Raw genomic sequence first — 20,938 nt, forward strand, 5'->3', positions numbered from 1 at the left:
ATTCTTGTACGAATACCGGAATAGTTAAATTGCCAGTCACAATCGCTTTGGCCAGCTTTTGTTACCTCAAGATATGATAGGTCATCGACACCATTGCCATCTGTTTTAGTCGCATCAGATGGAAATGTTCTAATTGTACAGGCTAATGGACTAATTTTTTGCTCGGAAACAATATTTGAGTATTTGGTTTTGAACAACTGTTCTAATATAGGATTTAGCTGCTCAAATTGAAGATTTGCTGAGGTTTTGCCAAATCTTTCTATCGCTAATTTGTTTGCTTCAACTCTCAATTCAGTAAGTAACTTAATATTATTTTGAAGGATATAGTATTGATCCTGAGTGATTTTGGAATTGTCTTTATGAACGGATTCATTTAACTTTGTCAATTCATAATTGCCTCGGATTACGTTATAGGCATCTAATCCAGCTTTATCTAAAGCTCTGTATTCAGTGATAACTCCTTCAATGAATTTATCATCATCTGTATCTCTTTGCATTTTTTCGACCAGGTTGTACAGTTTGAGATTTTCATCAGCTAACAATGGCTTATCATCTGCTACTTTTGAAATTTTTTCAGCCGCCAACTTGTCGGCCGAGAGATCCGAAGACTTTTTTTCGCAGCTTAGTAATAAAAAGGTAATTGCAATTATTGCACCTTTCATAATTTGAATTGTTTTCATGTCTTTTTTTTAATAGGTTAATGATTTATAATTGATTTTGGGAGATTCAGAGAAGTAGCGTCAGATATCAGAAAATTATTTGTATAGGTTATTTGCTGTTGGATCACTATAACGTGGAGACCCGGCAGAAACGCTACACTTTAGTTGTTAGAAAAAATAAACCAACTTTCGGATTTATAATAACAGTGCGAATAGTGTAATTAATTGAGCGTTTATATACAAACATAACAGGCATTTGCATGTTGACAATTGACATAGGTCAAAATCGAATATTAATTAGTTTTAAAAATTCCGGTATAAAAATTTAATTTACTTTTGCTGAAAACGTGAGGAGCTGTTCAAGCTTGAATTGACCAATAGAGAGACAATATAGGAGGTAATGCTTTTTGCATCCAAAAACACGACTCGATGAAATAAAAAAATTAACCAATGAAGAAAATATTAATTAACGCGTTACTGCTCAACGAAGAGAAGTCTGGCGTACAATATTCGATCGAGAGTTTGATTTGCGGTTTAAGTGGTATCAAAGCCAAAGACTATAAACTAGAGGTTTTAGTTCCACAAGATTATGATGGTTGTATAAACGAAACAGATAACTTAAAAATAAAGCATGTTAATTTGAGTAAAAGGCTTGAGCGAATTTATTTTGAACACGTTTCGGTTCCATTTTACCTTAAAAAAAACAGCTTTAATCTATACCACTGCCCTGGCTATATTTTGCCTTTTTTTTCGAAAACATCAAATGTTGTTACTATTCATGATCTAATGGCTATTGACTATCCAAAGCTTTGTCAAAATGAAACAGCAGCTTATTTTAACATGTTCCTTCCAAACACTATAAAAAACGCGCAAAAAATCATAACGGTATCAAATGTTGTCAAAAATGATATCCTTAACAAGTATTCAAAAATTGACGAATCTAAGATTGAAGTAATTTATCCTGGGATCGGAAAACATTTCCAAAAAATACCAGACACCCATGTAAATGAACTGGTTAAAAAAAAATATAATCTCCCGCCAAAATATTTCCTTTTTGTTGGAAACCTCGAGCCAAAAAAAAATATTGAGCGAATTATTGAAGCTTATCATGAGCTAAAGAAAAATGTCAATATCGATCATAAACTTCTAATTGTAGGAAGAAGAGCATGGAAATTTTCTTCCATTTTTAAATTGGTTGTTCAGAAGAAATTGCAGAGTGAAGTACTATTTCTAGGATACGTAAATGAGAATGATCTACCCTCAATTTATTCCTCTGCTGAAATATTTATTTTTCCATCTATTTATGAAGGTTTTGGCATCCCTGTTCTTGAAGCAATGGCATGCGGTTGTCCAACTATCATTTCTAACAGGGGTGCTTTGCCAGAAATTTCAGGAGGAATTTGCTTACAGGTGGATCCTTTTAGCATAACTGAAATCGTTAATGCTGTTTCGACGCTGCTTATGCATGCCCAATTCAGAGAATTGAGCATTATTAAAGGCATAAATTGGAGCAAAAAATTTACCTGGGACCTTTCAGCGGAAAAGACAGATAAGTTATATAACTCACTGATATAATTTATAATTATTTTTATGAAATTTTGCCAACTTTTTTCCACTTAAATAAAACTGCCACAGTTTGCACAAGAATATATAGGTCAAGACAAAAAGATTGTTTTAACGCATAGAAATTGTCAAACATAATTCGTTCTTTTTCTTTAAATTCTTGTCTTTTATACTGACGAACCTGCCAAAGCCCGGTTATCCCTGCAGGGGCCAGGAAGCGTAAAGTTTGTTTCTGAGCAAGCAATCTCTCCACTTCATAGTGTTCCAAAGGTCTGTTGCCTACCAATGAAATGTCACCTTTCAGTACATTAAACAACTGGGGTAATTCGTCAATATGTGTATTCCTTAATATATGTCCTGATTTTGTTACTCTTGAATCATCTTTCAACTTTATAAATATCGGTTTATAACTTCCATTCTGACTACATTCATACATATTCCGATGCTCCGGAAAATGAAGTCTTGTCGCAGATCCATCATGCATGGTTCTGAATTTGTATAAAATGAAGGTTTTAAAGCCTGTGCCTACTCTTTTAGTGGTAAATATAAGAGGTCCTTTGCTCTCACATTTTATCACAATAACTATAAGCAAGAAGAAAGGCCACAAAACTGAAATAAGTATTATTGAGATTACAATATCAAAAAATCGTTTGTATGTGGGGAGTTTATAATTACATTGAAATATCATAGCCTATTAATGTTTTCAAGATGCCAGAAAACTTGTTGTTGCAATCCATCTGATAAAGACCTACTCGGCGTATAATTTAATAGCCTTTTCGCCTTATCAATAACAGCTCTGGTACTTATCTGATCTCCAACTCTTGGAGGCAATATTTTCAGTTGTAGCTTTTTGCTTAATAAATGCTCCACTAAGGCAATGCCATCTTGAGTGGAGTGCGCGGTATCATTTCCCAAATTGATAATCTCCCCATTACACGCTTTTGAATTTTCCATTACCTGGACAATGCCGTCTATGATGTCATCCACATAAGTGAAACTTCGGATATGATTTTCGCTGCCTTTGAATAATGTAAACGGACTGCCCGATAATCCTGCATAAATTAATCTGGTAAACAGTTTGTCCGTTCTTTCCCTGGGGCCATAAACAGAATATAATCTTAATACAGATACCGGCAAACACTCACTTCGAAAACAACTTAAAACCAGTTGTTCTGCCGCTAGCTTCGTTGCCCCGTAGCTGGATATTGGTTGGGAGATTGACTCTTCATTGGCAAGAGCCTCCTTCCCATAAACAGAGGATGATGATATATGGATGAACAGTTGCAGCGTAGTATTTGAAAGTGCGAACGTCAACAAATGTTTGGTGGCCAGGATGTTGTGTTTAATATATTCTTCAGGTTCAATAGATGATGACAGACCACATTGCGCAGCGAAATGAAATATATAATCAAAGTTAGTGGGTAAGAAACGATAAGTTGCGGGATCTGCCAGATCCCCTTTTAAAATCGTTACACCTTGGCGTGCCAACTGTTCTGCATTCGCATTTTTAAATCGAACGTTATAGAAACTGGAGAAAGAATCAATTCCTATTACTTCATGCCCAAGATTAATTAGCCGTTCAGCTGCATGAGAACCAATAAAACCAGCAACGCCGGTAACAAGTATTTTCATTTCGTGGAAATTAGAGAGAATAAATAACAGGCAAATAGTAGCTATTTGCTAGGAATTATTAAACTTATTTTAGATAAAACATAAGACGGTACAGGTTGCCATACCAATACGTTCAGCATATTTTAGTTGACATAAATAATCGTCATCTCCATAACTTTTAACTCAATCACTTATGAAATTAGTAAACCATGATACACCTAAGCCTAAGACACATTTCGAAGTACTCGACGGGTTAAGGGGAATTGCGGCCATATGCGTTGTAACCTTCCATTTTATTGAAATGACAATATCAGATTATAGCAAGATATTCATTGGCCACAGTTTTCTGGCCGTAGATTTTTTTTTCTGTTTATCTGGATTTGTAATCGCATACGCTTACGATGATCGCGTAGAAAAATTGGGCGTTGCTAATTTTTTTAAATTAAGGCTGATCAGGTTACATCCGCTAGTAATCCTGGGCACTTTATTAGGATTTTTAAGCCTTCTCTTCGATCCATTTGTTAACCAGTTTAAATCGCTAAGTTCTGCCGAGATCATCTCTATGTTTATTAGTTCAGTTTTTTTGGTTCCTTTTCCAGTTATGATTAAGCGGGGGCTTGCCCTCTTTGCTCTTAATGCACCAGCCTGGTCATTATTTTGGGAATATGTTGCAAATATTTTTTATGCTATTTACTTATGCAGGATTAGCCGACGGTCTTTATTGGCATTAACCATATTAACATCTATATTCATTGGCTGGGTGCTATTTGAATCGGGCTCGTTAACAGGCGGATGGAATAAAGCAACTTTTTGGGATGGGGGAGCACGTGTTTCTTATTCATTTTTGGCTGGAATTTTAGTTTACCGTTCTAATTGGATAATAAAAAACCGTCTTGGATTTTTAGGAGTTGCAACTTTACTGTTGTTGTCCTTTATCATGCCCTTTTCTAAATGGAATTGGATTACAGAACCAATAGTTGTGCTATTTTACTTTCCGCTACTTGTTGCATTAGGTGCGGGAACGGCCTTAAAATCAGGGTTAAAGAAATTATGTAATTTTTTTGGAAATATATCATATCCCCTGTATATGACACACTATTCGGTTATTTGGGTATTTGCCCATTATTATAAAATTTATAAGCCAGTAACCTATATAAATCTCATAATAGCAGGCGGAGTAATTTTTCTCATTGGCTTTGCCTATCTGATATTGTTATTTTATGATATCCCTTTACGGAAATATTTAAAAGCAAAAATAAAATGAGTATTATTTACAAAGGAAAAGTTATACATTTTTTTTCAACGGCTCCTAAAGATTTATCTTCTTTCGGTGATTACACCGATTCTACCAGGGAACTTATATCGTTAAGCGCAGCCACTGGTTTCAATGGGATACTGACACCGGAAACAATTTTGCTGGCATCTTTTGATCCTTGGGTTTACTCTCATGAAATATTATGCAGATCTGATGAGCTGGCCCCAATCATTGCACTCAATCCTGCTTCTGCTGATCCATGGATTGCCGCTAAAAGAATTATCAACCTCACACATCTATACAATAGGCGGATTTGTTTAAATTTCATTGCTGGTGCATTAAATATCAAATATGAGTTATCAGCTACTGAAAGATATGAAAGACTAGATGAATATATTCACATTATTACTACACTTTTATCTGAAAATACTCCCTTATATTTTACTGGTAAATATTACCAACTCTCTGGTATTCAACTACCAGTTCAACTGTCGGCAGCGTTACAACCAATTGGTATCATTTCCGGCGAATCAGATGCTGTCATTCGTATGGCTTCCAAGTACGATCTTTTCAGACTGACTGTATTTAATGAAAGTTACAAATCTTCAATAGATGTGAAAACATGGTTTGCAGTCGGAGTGGCCACTGGTGAAACTACTGATGAAGTTGAATGCTTTATTGAGCATTTAACTGTTGAAGACCCACGGGCACAGTTTTTATTAAAATATGCTGCACAAACATTGAATGATTCAGTATGGAAAAAGAATCTATATAACCGCATGGGGAATATATCAAAAAATATCAGTTACGCATTATACAAAAATCAAATTAGTAGTTTACCCTATTTGGTAGGAACTTATAGTGAAATAGCTAAATTGTTATATGACAGTATAGTTGCAGGAGTTGAGGGTTTTATCATTGAATTACCTATTATTACACCCGATGAGTTTAAGAAATTTGGGATATGTCTGGACTATTTATCCACAAAGCTAGAAAGATAATTTTTGTTTGCATGCCATTAAAAATAAAAGCTTTACTTGAGGACATGAGCAGATTCCTGTAATAGGAAGGAATAGGTTCCTGATTTTTTAACAAAAATATGTAAGACGGTACAGGTCGGCTAATTGGTATTTGCAGTGTATTTTAGTTGTTAACCAAATATCTATTTTATTATCAGCTAAGCCATTAAAATACCTATGAAAGCTAAACTCTCTTACATTTTATTTACCCTATTTTCTGTCCCTTTTACTTCTTTATATGCGCAGAACATTCCAAATATCATGGGTGTTGTATTGGATTCCACTTCAAAAAAACCTATTTCTTATGCAACAGTAAGTTTAGCATCCAAAGGTGGTTATTCTATAAAAAGCACCTATACTAAAGACGATGGCAGTTTTACATTTGACAAATTATTACCGGGAATATATACGGTTTCTTTAGGCGCGTTGAGCTACGCTACTAAAGTTATCATCATTGATCTTAGTGCCAGCACAAAGTTAACCGCTGACTTAAAAAACGTTTTACTTTCAGCTCAAAACAAGCAGCTAAAAGAGGTAACCATCAAAGGCAACAAGCCGATAGTTACTCAGGAAATAGATCGCTTGTCTTACGATGTGCAAGCAGACCCGGAAAATAAAGGATTAAATGTTTTAGAGGTAATGCAAAAGGTTCCATTGTTATCGATAGATGACGATGACAATATCCGGCTAAAGGGCAGTTCCGATTTTAAGATATATATGAATGGAAAGCCTTCAGGAGCCATGGCCGGGAGTGCAGCACAGGCTTTACGGATGATGCGAAGCATTTCAGTTAAAAAGATTGAGGTAATCACTACCCCCTCCTCACGATATGACAGTGAAGGAGCAGCCGGTATTATCAATATTATAACTACGAATAATGTCGAAGGCTACAATGTGATATTCGAGATTTTCCGCACCAGCCGCCTGGGTGTTTTGGGTCTCGGAAGCGCATTTACAGCAAAAAAGGGGAAATTTGGGATTAATGGTTATGCAGGCAGTTATACACGCACAGACGCGCCGGCAAACCTGTTTTCTAATACACGCAATTCTTTTTCCAATAACCAGTCGACCATTAATGATGGTTATTCGAATTTTCCCAAAGGAAATTTGATACCCGCCAATGCCGACTTAAGTTACGAGATCGATTCTCTGAATTTACTGAGCAGTTCTATCGTTATTTCTTTCAATAATTTCCATCAGAATGACACACAATCCTATAACACATTCGACCAACAGGGAAATCTCATCAGCGCTGCCAATTTAAATACGGAAAGCAATCCAAGGCTGGCTGCAATTGACGCAAATTTAAATTATCAGTTAGGTTTTAGAAATAAAAAGGATCGGTTGCTAACTGCATCCTATCAATTTTCAACTACAATCAATGATTTTGACAGCTACAGAACAGCCATTGGCAATCTTAATTACTTAACCAGCCAGCTTTCCCAACAAAATAACGCAGGCATGAAAGAACATACCCTGCAGCTGGATTACTATAACCCAGGCAAAAAAATAAACCTGGAGGCCGGAGCTAAATTAGTTAAACGCGACAACTATAGTGATTTTTTCACTAAAGAAGTTTCTGAAAATGGCATCCTCAGCAACTCAAACGAGTTTGAGTATGGTCAGAACATTTATAGCCTGTATAATGGCTACCAGCTTAAATTTAAAAAATGGGGCGTTTATACCGGTTTACGTCTGGAAAGGACGGTAATTGGTGCTGATTTTATTACTTCCTCCCCTGGAGTAAACAGGAACTACAACAACCTGATCCCATCAGTTATCATTCAACGTAAACTGGAAAACGCCGCAAGTTTAACCCTGGGTTATTCACAACGCATCCAAAGGCCCGGTATTTTGCAGTTAAACCCTTTCGAAAACCAGGTTAACCCATTATATTATACCTCTGGGAATCCAAATCTAAATGCTGTTTTAAATAACAATTTTGATTTAAGTTATAGCCTGATCAGAAAAGCAACTGTTAATATTGGTTTAAATTATTCTTTTGCAAATCATACCATACAAAACGTTGCAACGCTTGGCAGTGACGGAATCACCCGTTCTACATTCGCTAATATTGGAAAAAACGACAATGTAGGAACAAACGTAAACATCAATTATCCCGTAACAAAAAAGCTGCGCATTAATTTTAACGGGCGCGCACAATATTTATGGCTAACCGGTACCGTTAGTGGAAAAGGATATAATAATGAAGGGTTTTCGTTTACTACAAGTAGCAATTTTTCTTATACCATTCCACAAGATTGGCGACTCAGGTTTCTATTGACGACTACCACTCCTGTAGTGAGCTTACAAGGGCAGGTCAATGGCTACGTTGGTACAGTAATGAGCTTAAATAAAGAGTTTTTTAATAAAAAGTTAGGTGTGATTTTTAGAATTGATAACCCCACTCAAAAATACAGAACTACAGCCAACCGTCTTAACACATCAGATTTTATGCAGGAAAACAGGACGATGAAACTTGTAAGAGGCTATTATATTAATATTTATTATACCATTGGCCAGCTTAAAGAGAAGATCAGGAAAAATAAACGCGGCGTAACTAACGATGATGTTGATAAAGGCAAAACGGAGACCAATTGAGCTGATGGGTGTGAATATTTTAAACAACATGCTTAGCTTCAGTCTATTGCCGTCTCAACAGGAAATGTGGTTACTTAGCCAAGATCCTAAAAGATCAATAGCATGTCATGCCCTGGGAGTATATGTGATCAAAGGCAACATCGATCCGGCTCAGTTTCGTAACTCGTTACTCCTATTAATTGACAGGCATGAAAGTCTTCGCGCAAGTTTTTTTATTGAGCATGACGAGATAAAGCAAATTATTCGTGATCATACTGAAATTGATTTTCATTACCAGAACATTTGCGATGAGATTAACAAAAACAACCTGATCAATGATTTAATCGATAATGTAGCCTTACGCCAATTTAATTTATTTGAAGGTCCGCTGTTCAGGATAAGGTTGTTGCAAATTGCTAAAGATGAATATCAATTAATCCTGGTCATTCATCATATCATATTTGATGGATATTCCTTTGGAATATTCATAAAGGATATTTTTGCTATTTATTATAGCCAGCAACTTCCAGCAATTCAAATTTCCTATAGAAATTACGTAATCAATCGTAATATTTTTCTAAAATCTGCTAATATTCAAAAAAAAGCAGATTATTGGATCAGAGAATTTACTGCTTTGCCTCAGTCGTTAGAGCTACCTTATGATTATCTACGTCCCAACCCCCAAACCTATGATGGAAGCAGATTCCATTTTGCATTAACAGCGGTACAAACGGCGCGTATTAAAAAGATTGTTATGGTTGAAAAAACCACTTTATTGGTTTTTTTATTGTCGATATTTAACACATTCTTGTACAAAATTTCGCAACAAACTGATATCGTTGTTGGTGTGCCATTATCCGGCCGAAATGTTGAAAATAATAACCTCATCGGAATGTTTGTTAATGCCGTACCTGTAAGAAGCACGGTAAATGCTAATTTGTCTTTTAAGGAATACCTTTCCTATTTAACCCGGGTTGTAATTGATGCTTACCGGCATCGAAACTTTTCTTTAAATCAGTTAATCGATAGAACAATCTTAAAAAGAGATTTAAGTAGAAACCCCTTTTTTGATGTTATGCTCATTTTGCACGATAACTTCAGGCATTTCCAGATGAATGATATAAGCATCCATTATCAAAACTTTGAAAAGAAAACCAGTCGTTATGATTTGGTATTAAATGCAATTGATGATGATGGAAAATATGAATTTATGTTGGAATATAATCCAAATTTATTTAAGAGCGAAACAATTGAATATTGGGCAAATGGTTTGTTAACTATCATTGAAAAGTTAACTAATGATACCCAAATTAAACTTAAAGATGTTGTTGTATTCGATTATTTTTGTCAGAAAACAAGTCTGCCAACCCCCATAAACAACAATTACAAGTACTTTGACAATCAGGAGATCAATCAATCTATTTCTGCAAGATTTGAAGCCCAGGTAAAAAAATATCCAAATCAGATTGCAATTCAGCAAGCTGAAGACAGGATTACCTATTGGAACTTAAACAAGGCGTCTGCCAACTTGGCCGCCAGTATCCTGGCCCATCATACGAAGTTAATGAGTTCTAATATTGCTTTGTTACTAACAGATGGCAAGCAGGCCGTTATAGGAATGTTGGGTGTTTTAAAAACAGGAAATGCTTACGTACCCTTAGATCCACTTTTTCCACTAAGCAGACTTAGTTATATCCTGCAAGATACTGGCTGTAATTTGATCGTAGCCGATCCGGAGACTATAAATTTAGCAAAGACGATTTGCGCTGAAGCTGCACATATTTCGATTATAAATATTGCTGAAATCACGGATGCCTTACCTATCACTGAAGTAGCTACAATCGATCCGCATAGTCCAGCTTATATCTTATATACCTCGGGTTCTACGGGGGAACCTAAAGGTGTTATTCAAAGCCATCGTAATGTATTGCACTTTATAAGGGTATACACTAACAACTTAAAAATTAGTCATAACGATCATTTGAGCTTATTGCCGTCCTACAGCTTCGACTCAGCGGTGATGGATATTTTTGGCGCTTTATTAAATGGCGCTACTCTGTATCCTTATGACATAAAAAAGCAAGGACTGGCAAACCTGGCAGAATGGTTAATTAACCATCAAATTTCTATTGTACATACTGTTCCAACTGTTTACAGGCATTTTGTGGCAGAATTAGCCAAAACCCAGCATAGATTTAAAGCGGTAAGATTGGTTGTATTGGGAGGTGAGGCAGTATATAAAATTGATTTTGAGAATTTCAAAATGTATTTCCCGGAGAATTCCATTTTGGTAAATGGCTACGGGCCTACTGAATCAACAATCACGCTCCAAAACTTCCTGAACCATGCCAGCAGTGTTTCAGGACGGAATATACCAATCGGTTATCCGGTTGCCGAAACAGCGCTATATCTGTTGGATGAGCATGATGAAATACTTACGGATGTTTACCAGATCGGTGAATTGGTTTACAAAAGTGATTACCTGGCCCTGGGCTATTTAAATAAACCAGGACAGACAGCAGCAGCATTTACTACTGATCCAGTTACAAAACAGGGAAGGGTATACCGTTCGGGTGATTTTGGCAAACTTATGCCTACAGGGGCGATTGAATTTGTAAGCAGAAAAGACAACCAAGTCAAATTACGTGGCTATCGCATAGAATTAATAGAAGTTGAAGAAGCCTTACGATCCTTCGAATTAATTGATGACTGTCTGGTAATTCTGAAAATTATTAACGATTCGGATCAAAGGCTGATTGCATATTATACTGCATCTGAAGCAATTTCCACTTTGCAGGTAAGAAAATATTTGGGCCAAAGACTACCGGCACATTTTGTTCCCACGCTTTATATTCGTCTGGAAGAGATTCCAAAAACTGCCTCCGGTAAATCAAATAGAAAGTATCTGGAATCGCTCCCGGTTGACAATTTAATTCATCAACATTTTATCCCACCACGAACGGACTTTGAGATCAAACTTGCGACAATCTGGAAAGAGGTTTTATCAATTGAAAAAGTTAGCGTATTTGATGATTTTTTTAGCCTGGGCGGCAGCTCTCTGATAGCGATAAAGGCCATTAGTTTGATTAAGTCAAGATTGGGCATAACCCTGACAATTATGGACTTTATCAATCAACCCTTATCAAACATTGCTTTAAAATATGAACAAGAGTATTCATCTTAAAAATAAATAAATGGAAATATTTCACATTGGTACAGCTGAAAGACGATTGATCGCCATTTTTTATGCCGGGAATGAAGAGAAGATTAAAAGAACTGGAATCATTATTTGTAATCCCTTAGGACAAGAACACATTCGGTTTTATAAAGCAACGGTCGTATTGGCTAAGGAGTTATCGCTACAGGGTTTTCCAACTTTCAGGTTTGATTACTACGGAACAGGCGACTCATACGGTGATGAATCTGAATTTAACATTAGCAGCTCTGCTGCAGATTTAAGACTTATTGTACAGGAACTAAGAGATGGCTGTGATATTGATGACATTTGTTTGATCGGCATAAGATACGGCACCATCCTGAGTACTTTATACGGCTATCATCTGAATATCAGTTCGCATATATTATGGAATCCAGTTATCTCAGGTACGGTCTATTTAAATGAATTAAAACAGCAGCATCAAAAGTTTATTTCAGGCTCATTCATTAAACCAGCTAATGTAGAAAAACACGAGCGTTTGGGATTTTACCTTTCAGATCAACTGATTAAAGATTTAGACTCTTTTGCTTTATCCGATATGGCAACTGATGGACGAAAAAAAGTGTTGGTCCTGGCAGACGATCAGTTTTTAACTAAGTACAATCTTGTTAATTATTCTTTTTTCAAAAATGACGACCTAAAAATTGTACGAAATGATGTAGCTAACTTTTGGCAGAAGGAACGTGGAGATCAGAAGTCGATGGTGCCGGTGAATGAAATTAATCAGATCATTAACTGGTTAGTATAATATGAAAGAAGAAGTGATAACCCTTAATCAATCGTCAGTTATAGGCATAATAAGTTACAGCGCATCGCTGACAAATTTACCCGTTGTGGTGTTTATCAACGCCGGCTTAATTCATAGAGTTGGGCCCAACAGGATTTATGTGAAATTAGCCCGCCAGCTCGCAGCCAGGGGGCATCATGTATTTAGATTTGATTATAATGGAAGAGGCGACAGCTTATTAAATTCGGATCAGCAAGGGGATACCGATATACCTATCGTTTTAAACTATCTGGAAAAAAAACTAAAACGAAAAGAATTTATTCTGGCCGGAATGTGCTCCGGTGCCGAAGCCAGTTACCATTCCGCCACAGCTGACGGGCGGGTTAAAGGTATAATTATGATTAATGGCACCGGATTGAGCAGCTCGGATTATTTGACCTTACATACCCGGGCGGTTAATCTTATCCAGATGCGATATTATAAAGATGCCTTGCTCAGGCCAGCAAAATGGCTTGAGGTTCTTAAATCAAACGGGCCGTTACTGGCAAAAAAGGTCCGGTCATTTCATCAGGTATTTAAAAAGAACTTAAAAGAAACAAAAACCGTCCCCATTCCTATCAATCATCCATTTACCCTGTTTTCAACACTGCAAATCGAAGCACTGATTATATTAACTGAAGGAAGTACTGCTTATGATATGATTAAACAGTTAAACCCTAAGGTTAATGGCAATAAAGTATCATATAGCTACCGGTTTTTAAAAGGGGTAGACCATAATATAAGCACCCTATTGGCGCAGGAAGAATTAACAAAAGTAATCACACATTGGCTCAGCAATAAATTTAAAAATGATCACGCTTAATAATGTTTCCATGCACTTCCCGGTTCCTAAAAGATACCTGGATTACCTAAGGCATCCTTTCAGGTCTGCACAATTTATTGCGCTTACGAAGGTAAATATGACTATTGAAACCGGAGACCGTGTCGTTTTTTTGGGCGTTAACGGGGCCGGTAAAACAACGCTCTTAAAATTAATTGGTGGATTATTATATCCAACATCCGGTGAGATCCTTGTTAATGGCTTTAATACCGTATCACAAAATCTTGAAGCGAGAGGCGATGTTGGTTTCGTACTTAATGAGGAACGTAGCTTTTACTGGCGTTTAACCGGACGGCAAAATCTGGATTTTTTTGGCATGCTGGATAACCTGAATGCTGATCTGCTGAAAACACGAATTCATGAGTTATTTCATTTAGTAGGCTTAGACGGCGCTGCCGACAAAGCTGTTGCAAATTATTCTTCCGGCATGAAACAACGGCTGGCTTTGGCCAGAGGGCTATTAAATGAGCCCCAGATACTGATTTTAGACGAGCCAACCCGTACGCTCGACCCACAGGCCGTTATAGATATTAAAGACCTGATTTCACATAAAATCCATGACAACAGAAAAATAACGTTACTGATCGCTACACACAAATTTGATGAGGCAGAAGAATTGTGCACTAAGATTTGCATCGTCAAACAAGGGCAAATAGTTGCCTATCAGCGCATGAAGGATGTTAAAGAAAACTTTGGATCTATTGCAGATTTTTATCACACCACTATGATGGAAAGAGAGGGATGTTATGAACTATAAAAAAGCCTGGAGCTTTATAAAAAAAGACTTTATTATTGAATCGAGCTATAAGCTTAATTTTATCCAATCCTTGTTTACATCCATATTTCCAATTGTCTCTTTCTTTTTTATTGGCAAAATGGTTGCCGGCAATCACCTGGCTGAGCTAGAAAAATATGGTGGCCGGTATTTTCCCTTTGTACTGATCGGTATTGCGTTTGTCAGGTTTTTCCAGTTGGCAGTTGATACTTTTTCAACCAATATTAAGCGCGCCCAAATGGCCGGATGCCTTGAAGCCATATTAAGCGCTCAAACCGATCCTAAAGCAATAGTTGTAATGTCTTCTCTGTATAGTTTTCTTTCGGCTGGCTTGCAGTTGGTTTTAATGTTTTTAATAGCTGTTATTTTTTTAGGCTATGATTTTTCAACGGCAAATGTTCCAGCCACGATGTTAACCCTTACTGCATCATTGATCATTTTTATAAGCCTGGGTATTTTCTCTGCAGCTGGAACTGTTATTTTTAAACAGGGCGAACCTATAGGCTGGATCTTCGGCGTTGCCAGCGCCCTTTTGGGGGGTGCTATGTTTCCGGTTGCAGTTATGCCCGGCTGGTTGCAGCAATTATCCTTGTTTTTTCCACTTACTTATGCATTAGATGCTTTGCGTTTAGCTTTATTAAAAGGCAATTCCATCATAATGCTATCTCAGCAACTATTCATTTTAGGAGGCATGGCGGTATTTGCTTTTCCGTTAAGTCTAAAAACGTTTGAATGGGCTATTGAAAAAGGTAAAAAGGACGGTACACTAATGCAATATTGACTTATGCTAACCATTATCAATAAAAAAAATAAATACAATCCGATTTTAACTTCTTCACTCATTGTAGCGGCCATTACCATCATGGTTAAAATACTGGGTTATTTTGAAAAGATCGCATTGGCGTACTACTGGGGTACCAGCTATGTTGTAGATGTATACAGCGTAGTGGCCGGTATCATTTTGACTGTATTTGTGTTTTTTAGAGAAATTATAGAGCCCGGATTTTTAAATGCGTTCCTTAAGGCCAGTTATTTAAAAGATGTTCCTGGCAGATGGGTTATTTTTAATTTTTTTTTTCGCCTGCTGCTTTTTGTTTCTTTGCTATTAACTGCTATAGTCTGTTTTGCACCAGGCATGGTCATTGGTGTATTTGCACCCGGATTTTCAACAGAAAAAAAGATACTTGCTATAAAACTTATCCAACTGGTATTTCCGGCCTGCATTTTCCTTGCCAGCTCAGCGCTGTTTAACATCACCTTAAATGCATTGAAAAAATTTGGACTTGCCGCTGCCGGAGAATTGGCCTATAAGCTTTCCATCATCATCACCCTCCTGATATCAGTGAAATACCTGGGGATTTATGCCGCTATCACCGGGCTGCTCATAGGATCTTTTAGTAAATTTCTGGTTCAGGGTGGAAAACTATTAAAACGCCTATCGTTTAAACGCAATCATTTAGACCCAGCCTTCCTTAAAACTACCTGGAAATTATCCTGGCCGCTTTTAATTGGCGTATTATTTTCCCAACTGGGTAGTCTGGCTGATAATATTTATTCCTCGTATATGCAGGAAGGTGCAATAGCCTCCTTAAGTTATGCAAAAAAACTAATTGACTTTCCGCTATTGATTTGCCCATATATTTTAAGCGTAATTGTGTTCCCTTATTTTGCCGAACTGGCCATTGCTAATGAAACAGCAAAACGTAAAGAGTTATTCTATCATTCACTGGCCTGGCTTACGCTCCTGTTTTTGCCCTTGTCTGTTTATTTTTATCTGTGTTCTTACGAGGTAGTCAGCCTTGTTTTTAAGCATGGGGCTTTTGACGAATATTCAGCCCAGCTTACAGCCGCTCCCTTACGTTATTATGCAGTCGGGATGGTGTTTTTTGCACTCGAGATGATGCTGGTAGTTTATTACTTTGCCAATGCAGATACCAGAACTCCAATTATTGTAGGGATACTTTGTGTATGTGAGCATATCATACTGGCATTTTTTTTAATAAAGATTACCGGCTATAGCGGCATTGCCTTAGCCTTCACGATAGCTAAAGCAACCAAAACGCTAATACTTTTATTTCTTTTAAAAGATGACTTCTATGCGCAATCAGGAAAAATCAGCTTATTCCTGTTAAAAATTGTTACTTCGGGAGCGGCAATGGGTGCAGGAATTTTACTTTGGAAGTTTTTATTCTATCGAAACATTCAGGAAACTGCTCTTAACCATTTATTGTTCCTGCTTATTGCCTTCGGGCTGGGATTGTTGATTTATTGCGGATCCTTCATTTTACTAAAAGGTAAGCTGTCTACCTTCATTTTTAAAATCTGAAATGAACATCGCATATATCTTAGACCAATATCCATCCTATTCGGAAACTTTTATATCTAATGAGATCTTTGCGTTAAGGAAACAAGGGCTTAACATCACTGTACTCGCATTTAAAAAAGGCCCTCAGCTAAATGGTTTGGAGGAATCAGCAGGTAAAACCGTTTATGTTAAACACCTGTTCTCGCTGTTTAAATTTCGGGCCAGTTTTTTTTTCCTGCTATCGCATAGCTGGCACAGGTATTTCCGGGCCTTCAATGTTGCGATAGCCGGAACGAAATTTTTAACACCAGCATTTTTTAAGGGACTTACAAGGTTTTTTGCCGCTGTTGAATTCTCATACGAGCTACGCAATGCGCAATGCCTTTGGCTGCATGCACATTTCATTTCTTTGCCAGCCAGCATCGCCCATTTAATGTCAATACTCTCGGGCTTAGGTTTTAGTTGCACCGCCCATGCCAATGATATTTACACCACCTCAGGCACAGAACTTTTAGACAAGCTTAATCAGGCAAGTTTTGTGATTACCTGCACAAAATATAATCAAGTTTATCTGCAACAGGTTTTAAATGGGCAGCAATCCGGGAAAATCAGGCATATTTATCACGGTATAGATCTGGATAAGTGGCCTGTAAAAGCATTTAAATACATTTCGCCAAAGCGGCCAATTCAAATATTAACAGTCGGCCGCCTGGTGGAAAAAAAAGGTACGATTTATCTATTACAGGCCTTAAATACACTAAAGTTAAAAGGTAAAGCATTCAAATGTGATATTTTTGGTGATGGGCCCTATTATGACAGACTAAACGACTTTATAATCGCCAACCATCTGGAAGCCAGTGTTTTTTTACATGGAGCCACAGATCAGCCTACCTTGCAGCCATTTTATCAGCAGGCAGATATCTTTATTTTGCCTGCAATTGTTGCAGCCAATGGGGATATGGATGGCTTACCGAATGTACTGTTAGAAGCTATGGCTACGGGCATTCCAATTATAACTACAAAAATATCCGCCATTTCAGAATTAATTACGCATAACGTAACAGGGATTTTAATTGCGCAAAAAAATGCAAATGGTATTGTTAGCGCAGTTGAGCAGTTAGTCGATGATCAGACATATGCCTTGAGCCTGGTTAAAAATGGTTTAGAAAAAATAAAAGCGTTTGACAGCCAGCAAAGCACCATTCAATTGAAACAACTTTTCAAACATCATTATGCTACGAAAATATAAAATCTTATATGGTTTGGAAGCTGCAGATGCGGGAACGTTGAAGCATTTAACTTATTTAGTAACCAGCATCAGTGCCGAACTTTTTGATGTGACCGTCATCTTATCCACCCAGCGATCAACCAGGGTTTACGCCGATATAGAAAAAATGACAGCTGCTGGTGCTAAAATTTTGGTAATGCCCATGAAACGAAAAATCGTAGCCTGGCAAGATTTAAAATGCTTTTTGACAATCTGGACTCATTTACGCCATCATACCTATGACATTGTACATGCACATAGTTCCAAAGCAGGTATATTATTTCGTCTGGCCGCATGGTTAAACCAGGTACCGCTGATTATCTATACACCACATTGCTTTTATTTTCAAAGCAAAAAGGGAATTAAGAAAGTATTTTTTGCATCGGTTGAACGTATAATGGCCTTAATCACCTCTTATATTATTGTAGCAAATAATGAAAAAAGATCTGCTCTTGAACAAAACGTAGCACCTGCGGCCAAGCTGGTAAATATCAATAATGCGATAAATTTTAATGAATATCCGCAGGCTGATCCTGGAAATAAACTGACCAGACGACTAAAAATTACCAGCGATCAAATGGTGGTTGCTGCCATCGGGAGATTATCGGTTCAAAAAAACTGGCCCATGTATATTAAAACAGCGGCCGAAGTGATCCGGGAATTTGAAGATGTCATTTTCTTAATTGTTGGAGATGGTGAATTGCAGGATGAGTTAATGGCCGTCATTAAAAACCTGGAAATGGAAAGCAGGATTTTTTTCACCGGTCACTATACTCATATAGCTGAGGTATACGCACTTGCCGATATCATTGTAAGCACATCGCTATGGGAAGGTCTGCCTTATGTTCTTCTGGAGGCGATGTGGTATAAAAAACCGCTCGTCGCCACAAACTTAAATTATCGGAATATTTTATTTGAAGCCGAAAATGCTTTTTTGGTTGAACCGGGAAATGACAAGTTACTCGCGGCACAGATCAAGCGTCTGTTGCTGGATAAACCCAAAAGACGTGCCATGGGTGAATTGGGGCATCAACTGTTGAAAGCAAATTTTTCATTTGATTTTTTTATAAAAAAGCACGAGGAGGTATATACTCAATATGCTGACATACTATGTAAACAAGTCCCATGTCTTTAAAAAAGAAAATAATGATCGTTAGTAATTCCTCAAAACTGAGCGGGGCAGAAAGAAGTATGATTGATCTTTTAGCTGTGCTAAGCCGCACTTACCAGCTTATTTTAATCGTGCCAGAAACCGGAGAATACGATCATTATCTGAATAGTGAAATTAATATCAGACGGATAAAACTAGTCCGGTTAAAACGCAGGGACAGCATCATCAACGTGATAAAAAACTTATATGAGATGCTCAAAGGAGCAAGACAGATCGCAAAAATGGTCAGGTCAAATCAGGTAGACCTTATCTATGCAAATTCAAACCAAGCCCAAAGTTATGGGGTATTAGTGAAATTACTGACCGGCAGAAAATTGATCTGGCATGTACGGGATAATATAAAGCACCAATATTTAGCCTGGGCATTGGGTATTTTTGCCGACAAAATTCTATGTGTATCCAGGTATATACTTCTACAGATACCTTTCAAAGCCAAGGCAGAACTCTTTTATAATGGTATTGACACCAAGATCTGGAAGCAGGACCATACCTCAACCCAGTTGATCAGGCAAAAATTAGGTATATCGGAAAAATGTTTGTTGGTTGCGCACATCGGACAACTAATCCCCTGGAAACGCCATGATCTTTTTGTAAGGGTAAGTGCAATAGTCAGTAAAAGCGAACCTGATGTGCATTTTGTCATCGTTGGCGAAGATCTGTTTGATGATTTTCCTGATTATAAAAAATCACTGGTACAGCAAGCTTGCAGCATGGGCTTAGACGGGCGTTTTTCGTTGATCAGCTACCAAGCTGATTTTGTGGCCTATCTGTCGGGGATCGATATTTTATTGCACTTGGCAGATGGCGAGCCATTTGGGAGGACTATTGCAGAAGCTATGGCTTTAAAAATACCAGTGATAGCTACCGCTGGTGGAGGGCCAGATGAATTAATTGACAATCATAAATCTGGTTTTCTGATAGCAGGAAGCAATCCGGAAATTATTGCAAAAAAAGTAAAATTACTCATCTGCGATGCGCCGTTGCGCCATCGTTTTGGTCGCCAGGGCAGGGCAATTATAGCAGCGCAATTTTCAATTTGTAACATCGAGCAGATCATTCCTGTTGTGTCGGTATGCTTACTCTAACCTAAAAAAATATGGAAAAAGACATTCTTAATATTTATTATAAATCTGTTGAGTACAAGATTAACAAAAGATATCCATCGCTGAGGTACGAAGTTGAGCAGCTGGAATTACCACCTAGTTTGCTCCAATATGATTCTTATTGGCGCGGGCTGGAATCTATTATTCATGATTTGATTACCCGATTCGATATACCGGTAGAACACTGCCTGGAATTTGGCACAGAGTATGGTTATTCTGCTGTAGCTTTTTCAAATTATTTTAGGAAAGTAACCGGTGTTGATACATTTGATGGCGACGACCATACCGGTAAACATGCCAACAATTACGAAGAAATGGTGCAAAGGCTGGCTAGATGGAAGAACATCAAACTCGTCAAATCAGATTACCGTGATTTTATTGAAAATAATCACCAGCATTATGACCTGATCCATGTGGATATTATACACACTTTTTCAGAAACTTATAATTGCGGATTGTGGGCAGCTGAACATAGCAAATGTGCCATTTTTCACGATACTGAAAGCTATCCTGAAGTAAAAAAAGCCTGTTATCAAATTGCATGTGCAACCAATAAACTCTTTTACAATTACGACAAGTTCTTTGGTCTTGGAATTATTGTCTGACAAGAGATTAAGATCTAACAGGGGGGATGCTGTGTTCTAAACCGCAAAATAAGACGGATGGTGCAGGATGGGTCCTTCTCGTTGATTTTGTATTTTAGATTATGTCCTAACAATCTTTAATAACTGTTTAATCTTAAATCACATAGATGCCGTGTTCCACTGGTAAACACGGTTATGAAAGATTATTATGCCTAATAAAAT

The 20,938-nt window shown here is 37.3% G+C and carries 17 protein-coding genes; 14 read left to right on the plus strand and 3 right to left on the minus strand.

The features are described 5' to 3' along the window. On the minus strand, nt 1-680 hold a 680-nt coding region (locus HDC92_RS24085), incomplete at its 3' end, for a hypothetical protein (protein ID WP_183877440.1). A gap of 429 nt (nt 681-1,109) precedes the next feature. Between HDC92_RS24085 and HDC92_RS24090 the strand changes: the two genes are divergently transcribed. Then, nucleotides 1,110-2,234: a glycosyltransferase family 4 protein gene (locus tag HDC92_RS24090; RefSeq protein WP_183877441.1), complete on the plus strand. Its 1,125-nt coding sequence runs from the start codon at nt 1,110-1,112 to the stop codon at nt 2,232-2,234. A 13-nt stretch (nt 2,235-2,247) separates the two neighbouring features. Here the strand turns inward: HDC92_RS24090 and HDC92_RS24095 are convergent, their stop codons facing one another. Both HDC92_RS24095 and HDC92_RS24100 read right to left on the minus strand, forming a co-directional pair. Then, nucleotides 2,248-2,910 carry a sugar transferase gene (locus tag HDC92_RS24095; RefSeq protein ID WP_183877442.1) on the minus strand — a complete coding sequence of 221 codons (663 nt, stop codon included), beginning with the start codon at nt 2,908-2,910 and terminating at the stop codon, nt 2,248-2,250. Then, nucleotides 2,907-3,854, minus strand: a complete 948-nt coding sequence (locus HDC92_RS24100) for an NAD-dependent epimerase/dehydratase family protein (RefSeq protein WP_183877443.1) — start codon at nt 3,852-3,854, stop codon at nt 2,907-2,909. The genes HDC92_RS24095 and HDC92_RS24100 overlap by 4 nt, the downstream gene beginning before the upstream one ends. A 172-nt stretch (nt 3,855-4,026) precedes the next feature. On the opposite strand from HDC92_RS24100, the gene HDC92_RS24105 reads away from it, so the two are divergent. The 13 genes from HDC92_RS24105 to HDC92_RS24165 all read left to right on the plus strand — a co-directional run bounded on the left by HDC92_RS24105 (nt 4,027) and on the right by HDC92_RS24165 (nt 20,737). Then, the gene (locus HDC92_RS24105) at nt 4,027-5,097 is read left to right on the plus strand and encodes an acyltransferase family protein (RefSeq protein ID WP_183877444.1); all 1,071 of its coding nucleotides are present in this window, start codon (nt 4,027-4,029) and stop codon (nt 5,095-5,097) included. Continuing rightward, entirely contained in the window at nt 5,094-6,089 is a 996-nt protein-coding gene (locus tag HDC92_RS24110) for an LLM class flavin-dependent oxidoreductase (protein ID WP_183877445.1), read from the plus strand. The genes HDC92_RS24105 and HDC92_RS24110 overlap by 4 nt, the downstream gene beginning before the upstream one ends. A gap of 195 nt (nt 6,090-6,284) precedes the next feature. Then, the gene (locus HDC92_RS24115; RefSeq protein ID WP_183877446.1) at nt 6,285-8,708 is read left to right on the plus strand and encodes an outer membrane beta-barrel family protein; all 2,424 of its coding nucleotides are present in this window, start codon (nt 6,285-6,287) and stop codon (nt 8,706-8,708) included. Continuing rightward, entirely contained in the window at nt 8,674-11,871 is a 3,198-nt protein-coding gene (locus HDC92_RS24120) for a non-ribosomal peptide synthetase (RefSeq protein ID WP_183877447.1), read from the plus strand. The genes HDC92_RS24115 and HDC92_RS24120 overlap by 35 nt, the downstream gene beginning before the upstream one ends. Nucleotides 11,872-11,881: 10 nt before the next feature. Beyond that, nucleotides 11,882-12,652, plus strand: coding sequence for a serine aminopeptidase domain-containing protein (locus tag HDC92_RS24125; protein WP_183877448.1), 771 nt, complete (start codon nt 11,882-11,884; stop codon nt 12,650-12,652). Nucleotide 12,653: 1 nt separating this feature from the next. Next, nucleotides 12,654-13,493 (plus strand): hypothetical protein, encoded by an 840-nt coding sequence (locus HDC92_RS24130; RefSeq protein ID WP_183877449.1) that lies wholly within the window; start codon nt 12,654-12,656, stop codon nt 13,491-13,493. After that, nucleotides 13,480-14,268 carry an ABC transporter ATP-binding protein gene (locus HDC92_RS24135; protein WP_183877450.1) on the plus strand — a complete coding sequence of 263 codons (789 nt, stop codon included), beginning with the start codon at nt 13,480-13,482 and terminating at the stop codon, nt 14,266-14,268. Before HDC92_RS24130 ends, HDC92_RS24135 begins: the two co-directional genes overlap by 14 nt. After that, on the plus strand, nt 14,258-15,067 hold the full coding sequence (locus HDC92_RS24140; protein ID WP_183877451.1) for an ABC transporter permease: 810 nt from the start codon (nt 14,258-14,260) through the stop codon (nt 15,065-15,067). The genes HDC92_RS24135 and HDC92_RS24140 overlap by 11 nt, the downstream gene beginning before the upstream one ends. Before the next feature lie 3 nt (nt 15,068-15,070). Next, nucleotides 15,071-16,612 carry a murein biosynthesis integral membrane protein MurJ gene (murJ, locus tag HDC92_RS24145; RefSeq protein ID WP_183877452.1) on the plus strand — a complete coding sequence of 514 codons (1,542 nt, stop codon included), beginning with the start codon at nt 15,071-15,073 and terminating at the stop codon, nt 16,610-16,612. 1 nt (nt 16,613) lies between these two features. Beyond that, a complete protein-coding gene (locus HDC92_RS24150; protein WP_183877453.1) occupies nt 16,614-17,840 on the plus strand; it encodes a glycosyltransferase family 4 protein in 1,227 nt (408 codons plus the stop codon). After that, nucleotides 17,824-18,993, plus strand: a complete 1,170-nt coding sequence (locus HDC92_RS24155) for a glycosyltransferase (protein WP_183877454.1) — start codon at nt 17,824-17,826, stop codon at nt 18,991-18,993. The genes HDC92_RS24150 and HDC92_RS24155 overlap by 17 nt, the downstream gene beginning before the upstream one ends. Nucleotides 18,994-19,004: 11 nt before the next feature. Next, nucleotides 19,005-20,114: a glycosyltransferase family 4 protein gene (locus HDC92_RS24160; protein WP_183877455.1), complete on the plus strand. Its 1,110-nt coding sequence runs from the start codon at nt 19,005-19,007 to the stop codon at nt 20,112-20,114. An 11-nt stretch (nt 20,115-20,125) separates the two neighbouring features. Next, the gene (locus HDC92_RS24165; RefSeq protein ID WP_183877456.1) at nt 20,126-20,737 is read left to right on the plus strand and encodes a class I SAM-dependent methyltransferase; all 612 of its coding nucleotides are present in this window, start codon (nt 20,126-20,128) and stop codon (nt 20,735-20,737) included. Nucleotides 20,738-20,938: the final 201 nt, after the last annotated feature.

The sequence above is a fragment of the Pedobacter sp. AK017 genome (assembly GCF_014200825.1).
In the GTDB taxonomy this organism is placed as follows: Bacteria; Bacteroidota; Bacteroidia; order Sphingobacteriales; family Sphingobacteriaceae; genus Pedobacter; species Pedobacter heparinus.

Excerpts from the sequence above, each read along its gene's own strand:
- HDC92_RS24090 (WP_183877441.1), top strand. The coding sequence starts at position 1,110 with ATGAAGAAAATATTAATTAACGCGTTACTGCTCAACGAAGAGAAGTCT.
- HDC92_RS24095 (WP_183877442.1), bottom strand. The coding sequence starts at position 2,910 with ATGATATTTCAATGTAATTATAAACTCCCCACATACAAACGATTTTTT.
- HDC92_RS24100 (WP_183877443.1), bottom strand. The coding sequence starts at position 3,854 with ATGAAAATACTTGTTACCGGCGTTGCTGGTTTTATTGGTTCTCATGCA.
- HDC92_RS24105 (WP_183877444.1), top strand. The coding sequence starts at position 4,027 with ATGAAATTAGTAAACCATGATACACCTAAGCCTAAGACACATTTCGAA.
- HDC92_RS24110 (WP_183877445.1), top strand. The coding sequence starts at position 5,094 with ATGAGTATTATTTACAAAGGAAAAGTTATACATTTTTTTTCAACGGCT.
- HDC92_RS24115 (WP_183877446.1), top strand. The coding sequence starts at position 6,285 with ATGAAAGCTAAACTCTCTTACATTTTATTTACCCTATTTTCTGTCCCT.
- HDC92_RS24120 (WP_183877447.1), top strand. The coding sequence starts at position 8,674 with ATGATGTTGATAAAGGCAAAACGGAGACCAATTGAGCTGATGGGTGTG.
- HDC92_RS24125 (WP_183877448.1), top strand. The coding sequence starts at position 11,882 with ATGGAAATATTTCACATTGGTACAGCTGAAAGACGATTGATCGCCATT.
- HDC92_RS24130 (WP_183877449.1), top strand. The coding sequence starts at position 12,654 with ATGAAAGAAGAAGTGATAACCCTTAATCAATCGTCAGTTATAGGCATA.
- HDC92_RS24135 (WP_183877450.1), top strand. The coding sequence starts at position 13,480 with ATGATCACGCTTAATAATGTTTCCATGCACTTCCCGGTTCCTAAAAGA.
- HDC92_RS24140 (WP_183877451.1), top strand. The coding sequence starts at position 14,258 with ATGAACTATAAAAAAGCCTGGAGCTTTATAAAAAAAGACTTTATTATT.
- murJ (WP_183877452.1), top strand. The coding sequence starts at position 15,071 with ATGCTAACCATTATCAATAAAAAAAATAAATACAATCCGATTTTAACT.
- HDC92_RS24150 (WP_183877453.1), top strand. The coding sequence starts at position 16,614 with ATGAACATCGCATATATCTTAGACCAATATCCATCCTATTCGGAAACT.
- HDC92_RS24155 (WP_183877454.1), top strand. The coding sequence starts at position 17,824 with ATGCTACGAAAATATAAAATCTTATATGGTTTGGAAGCTGCAGATGCG.
- HDC92_RS24160 (WP_183877455.1), top strand. The coding sequence starts at position 19,005 with ATGATCGTTAGTAATTCCTCAAAACTGAGCGGGGCAGAAAGAAGTATG.
- HDC92_RS24165 (WP_183877456.1), top strand. The coding sequence starts at position 20,126 with ATGGAAAAAGACATTCTTAATATTTATTATAAATCTGTTGAGTACAAG.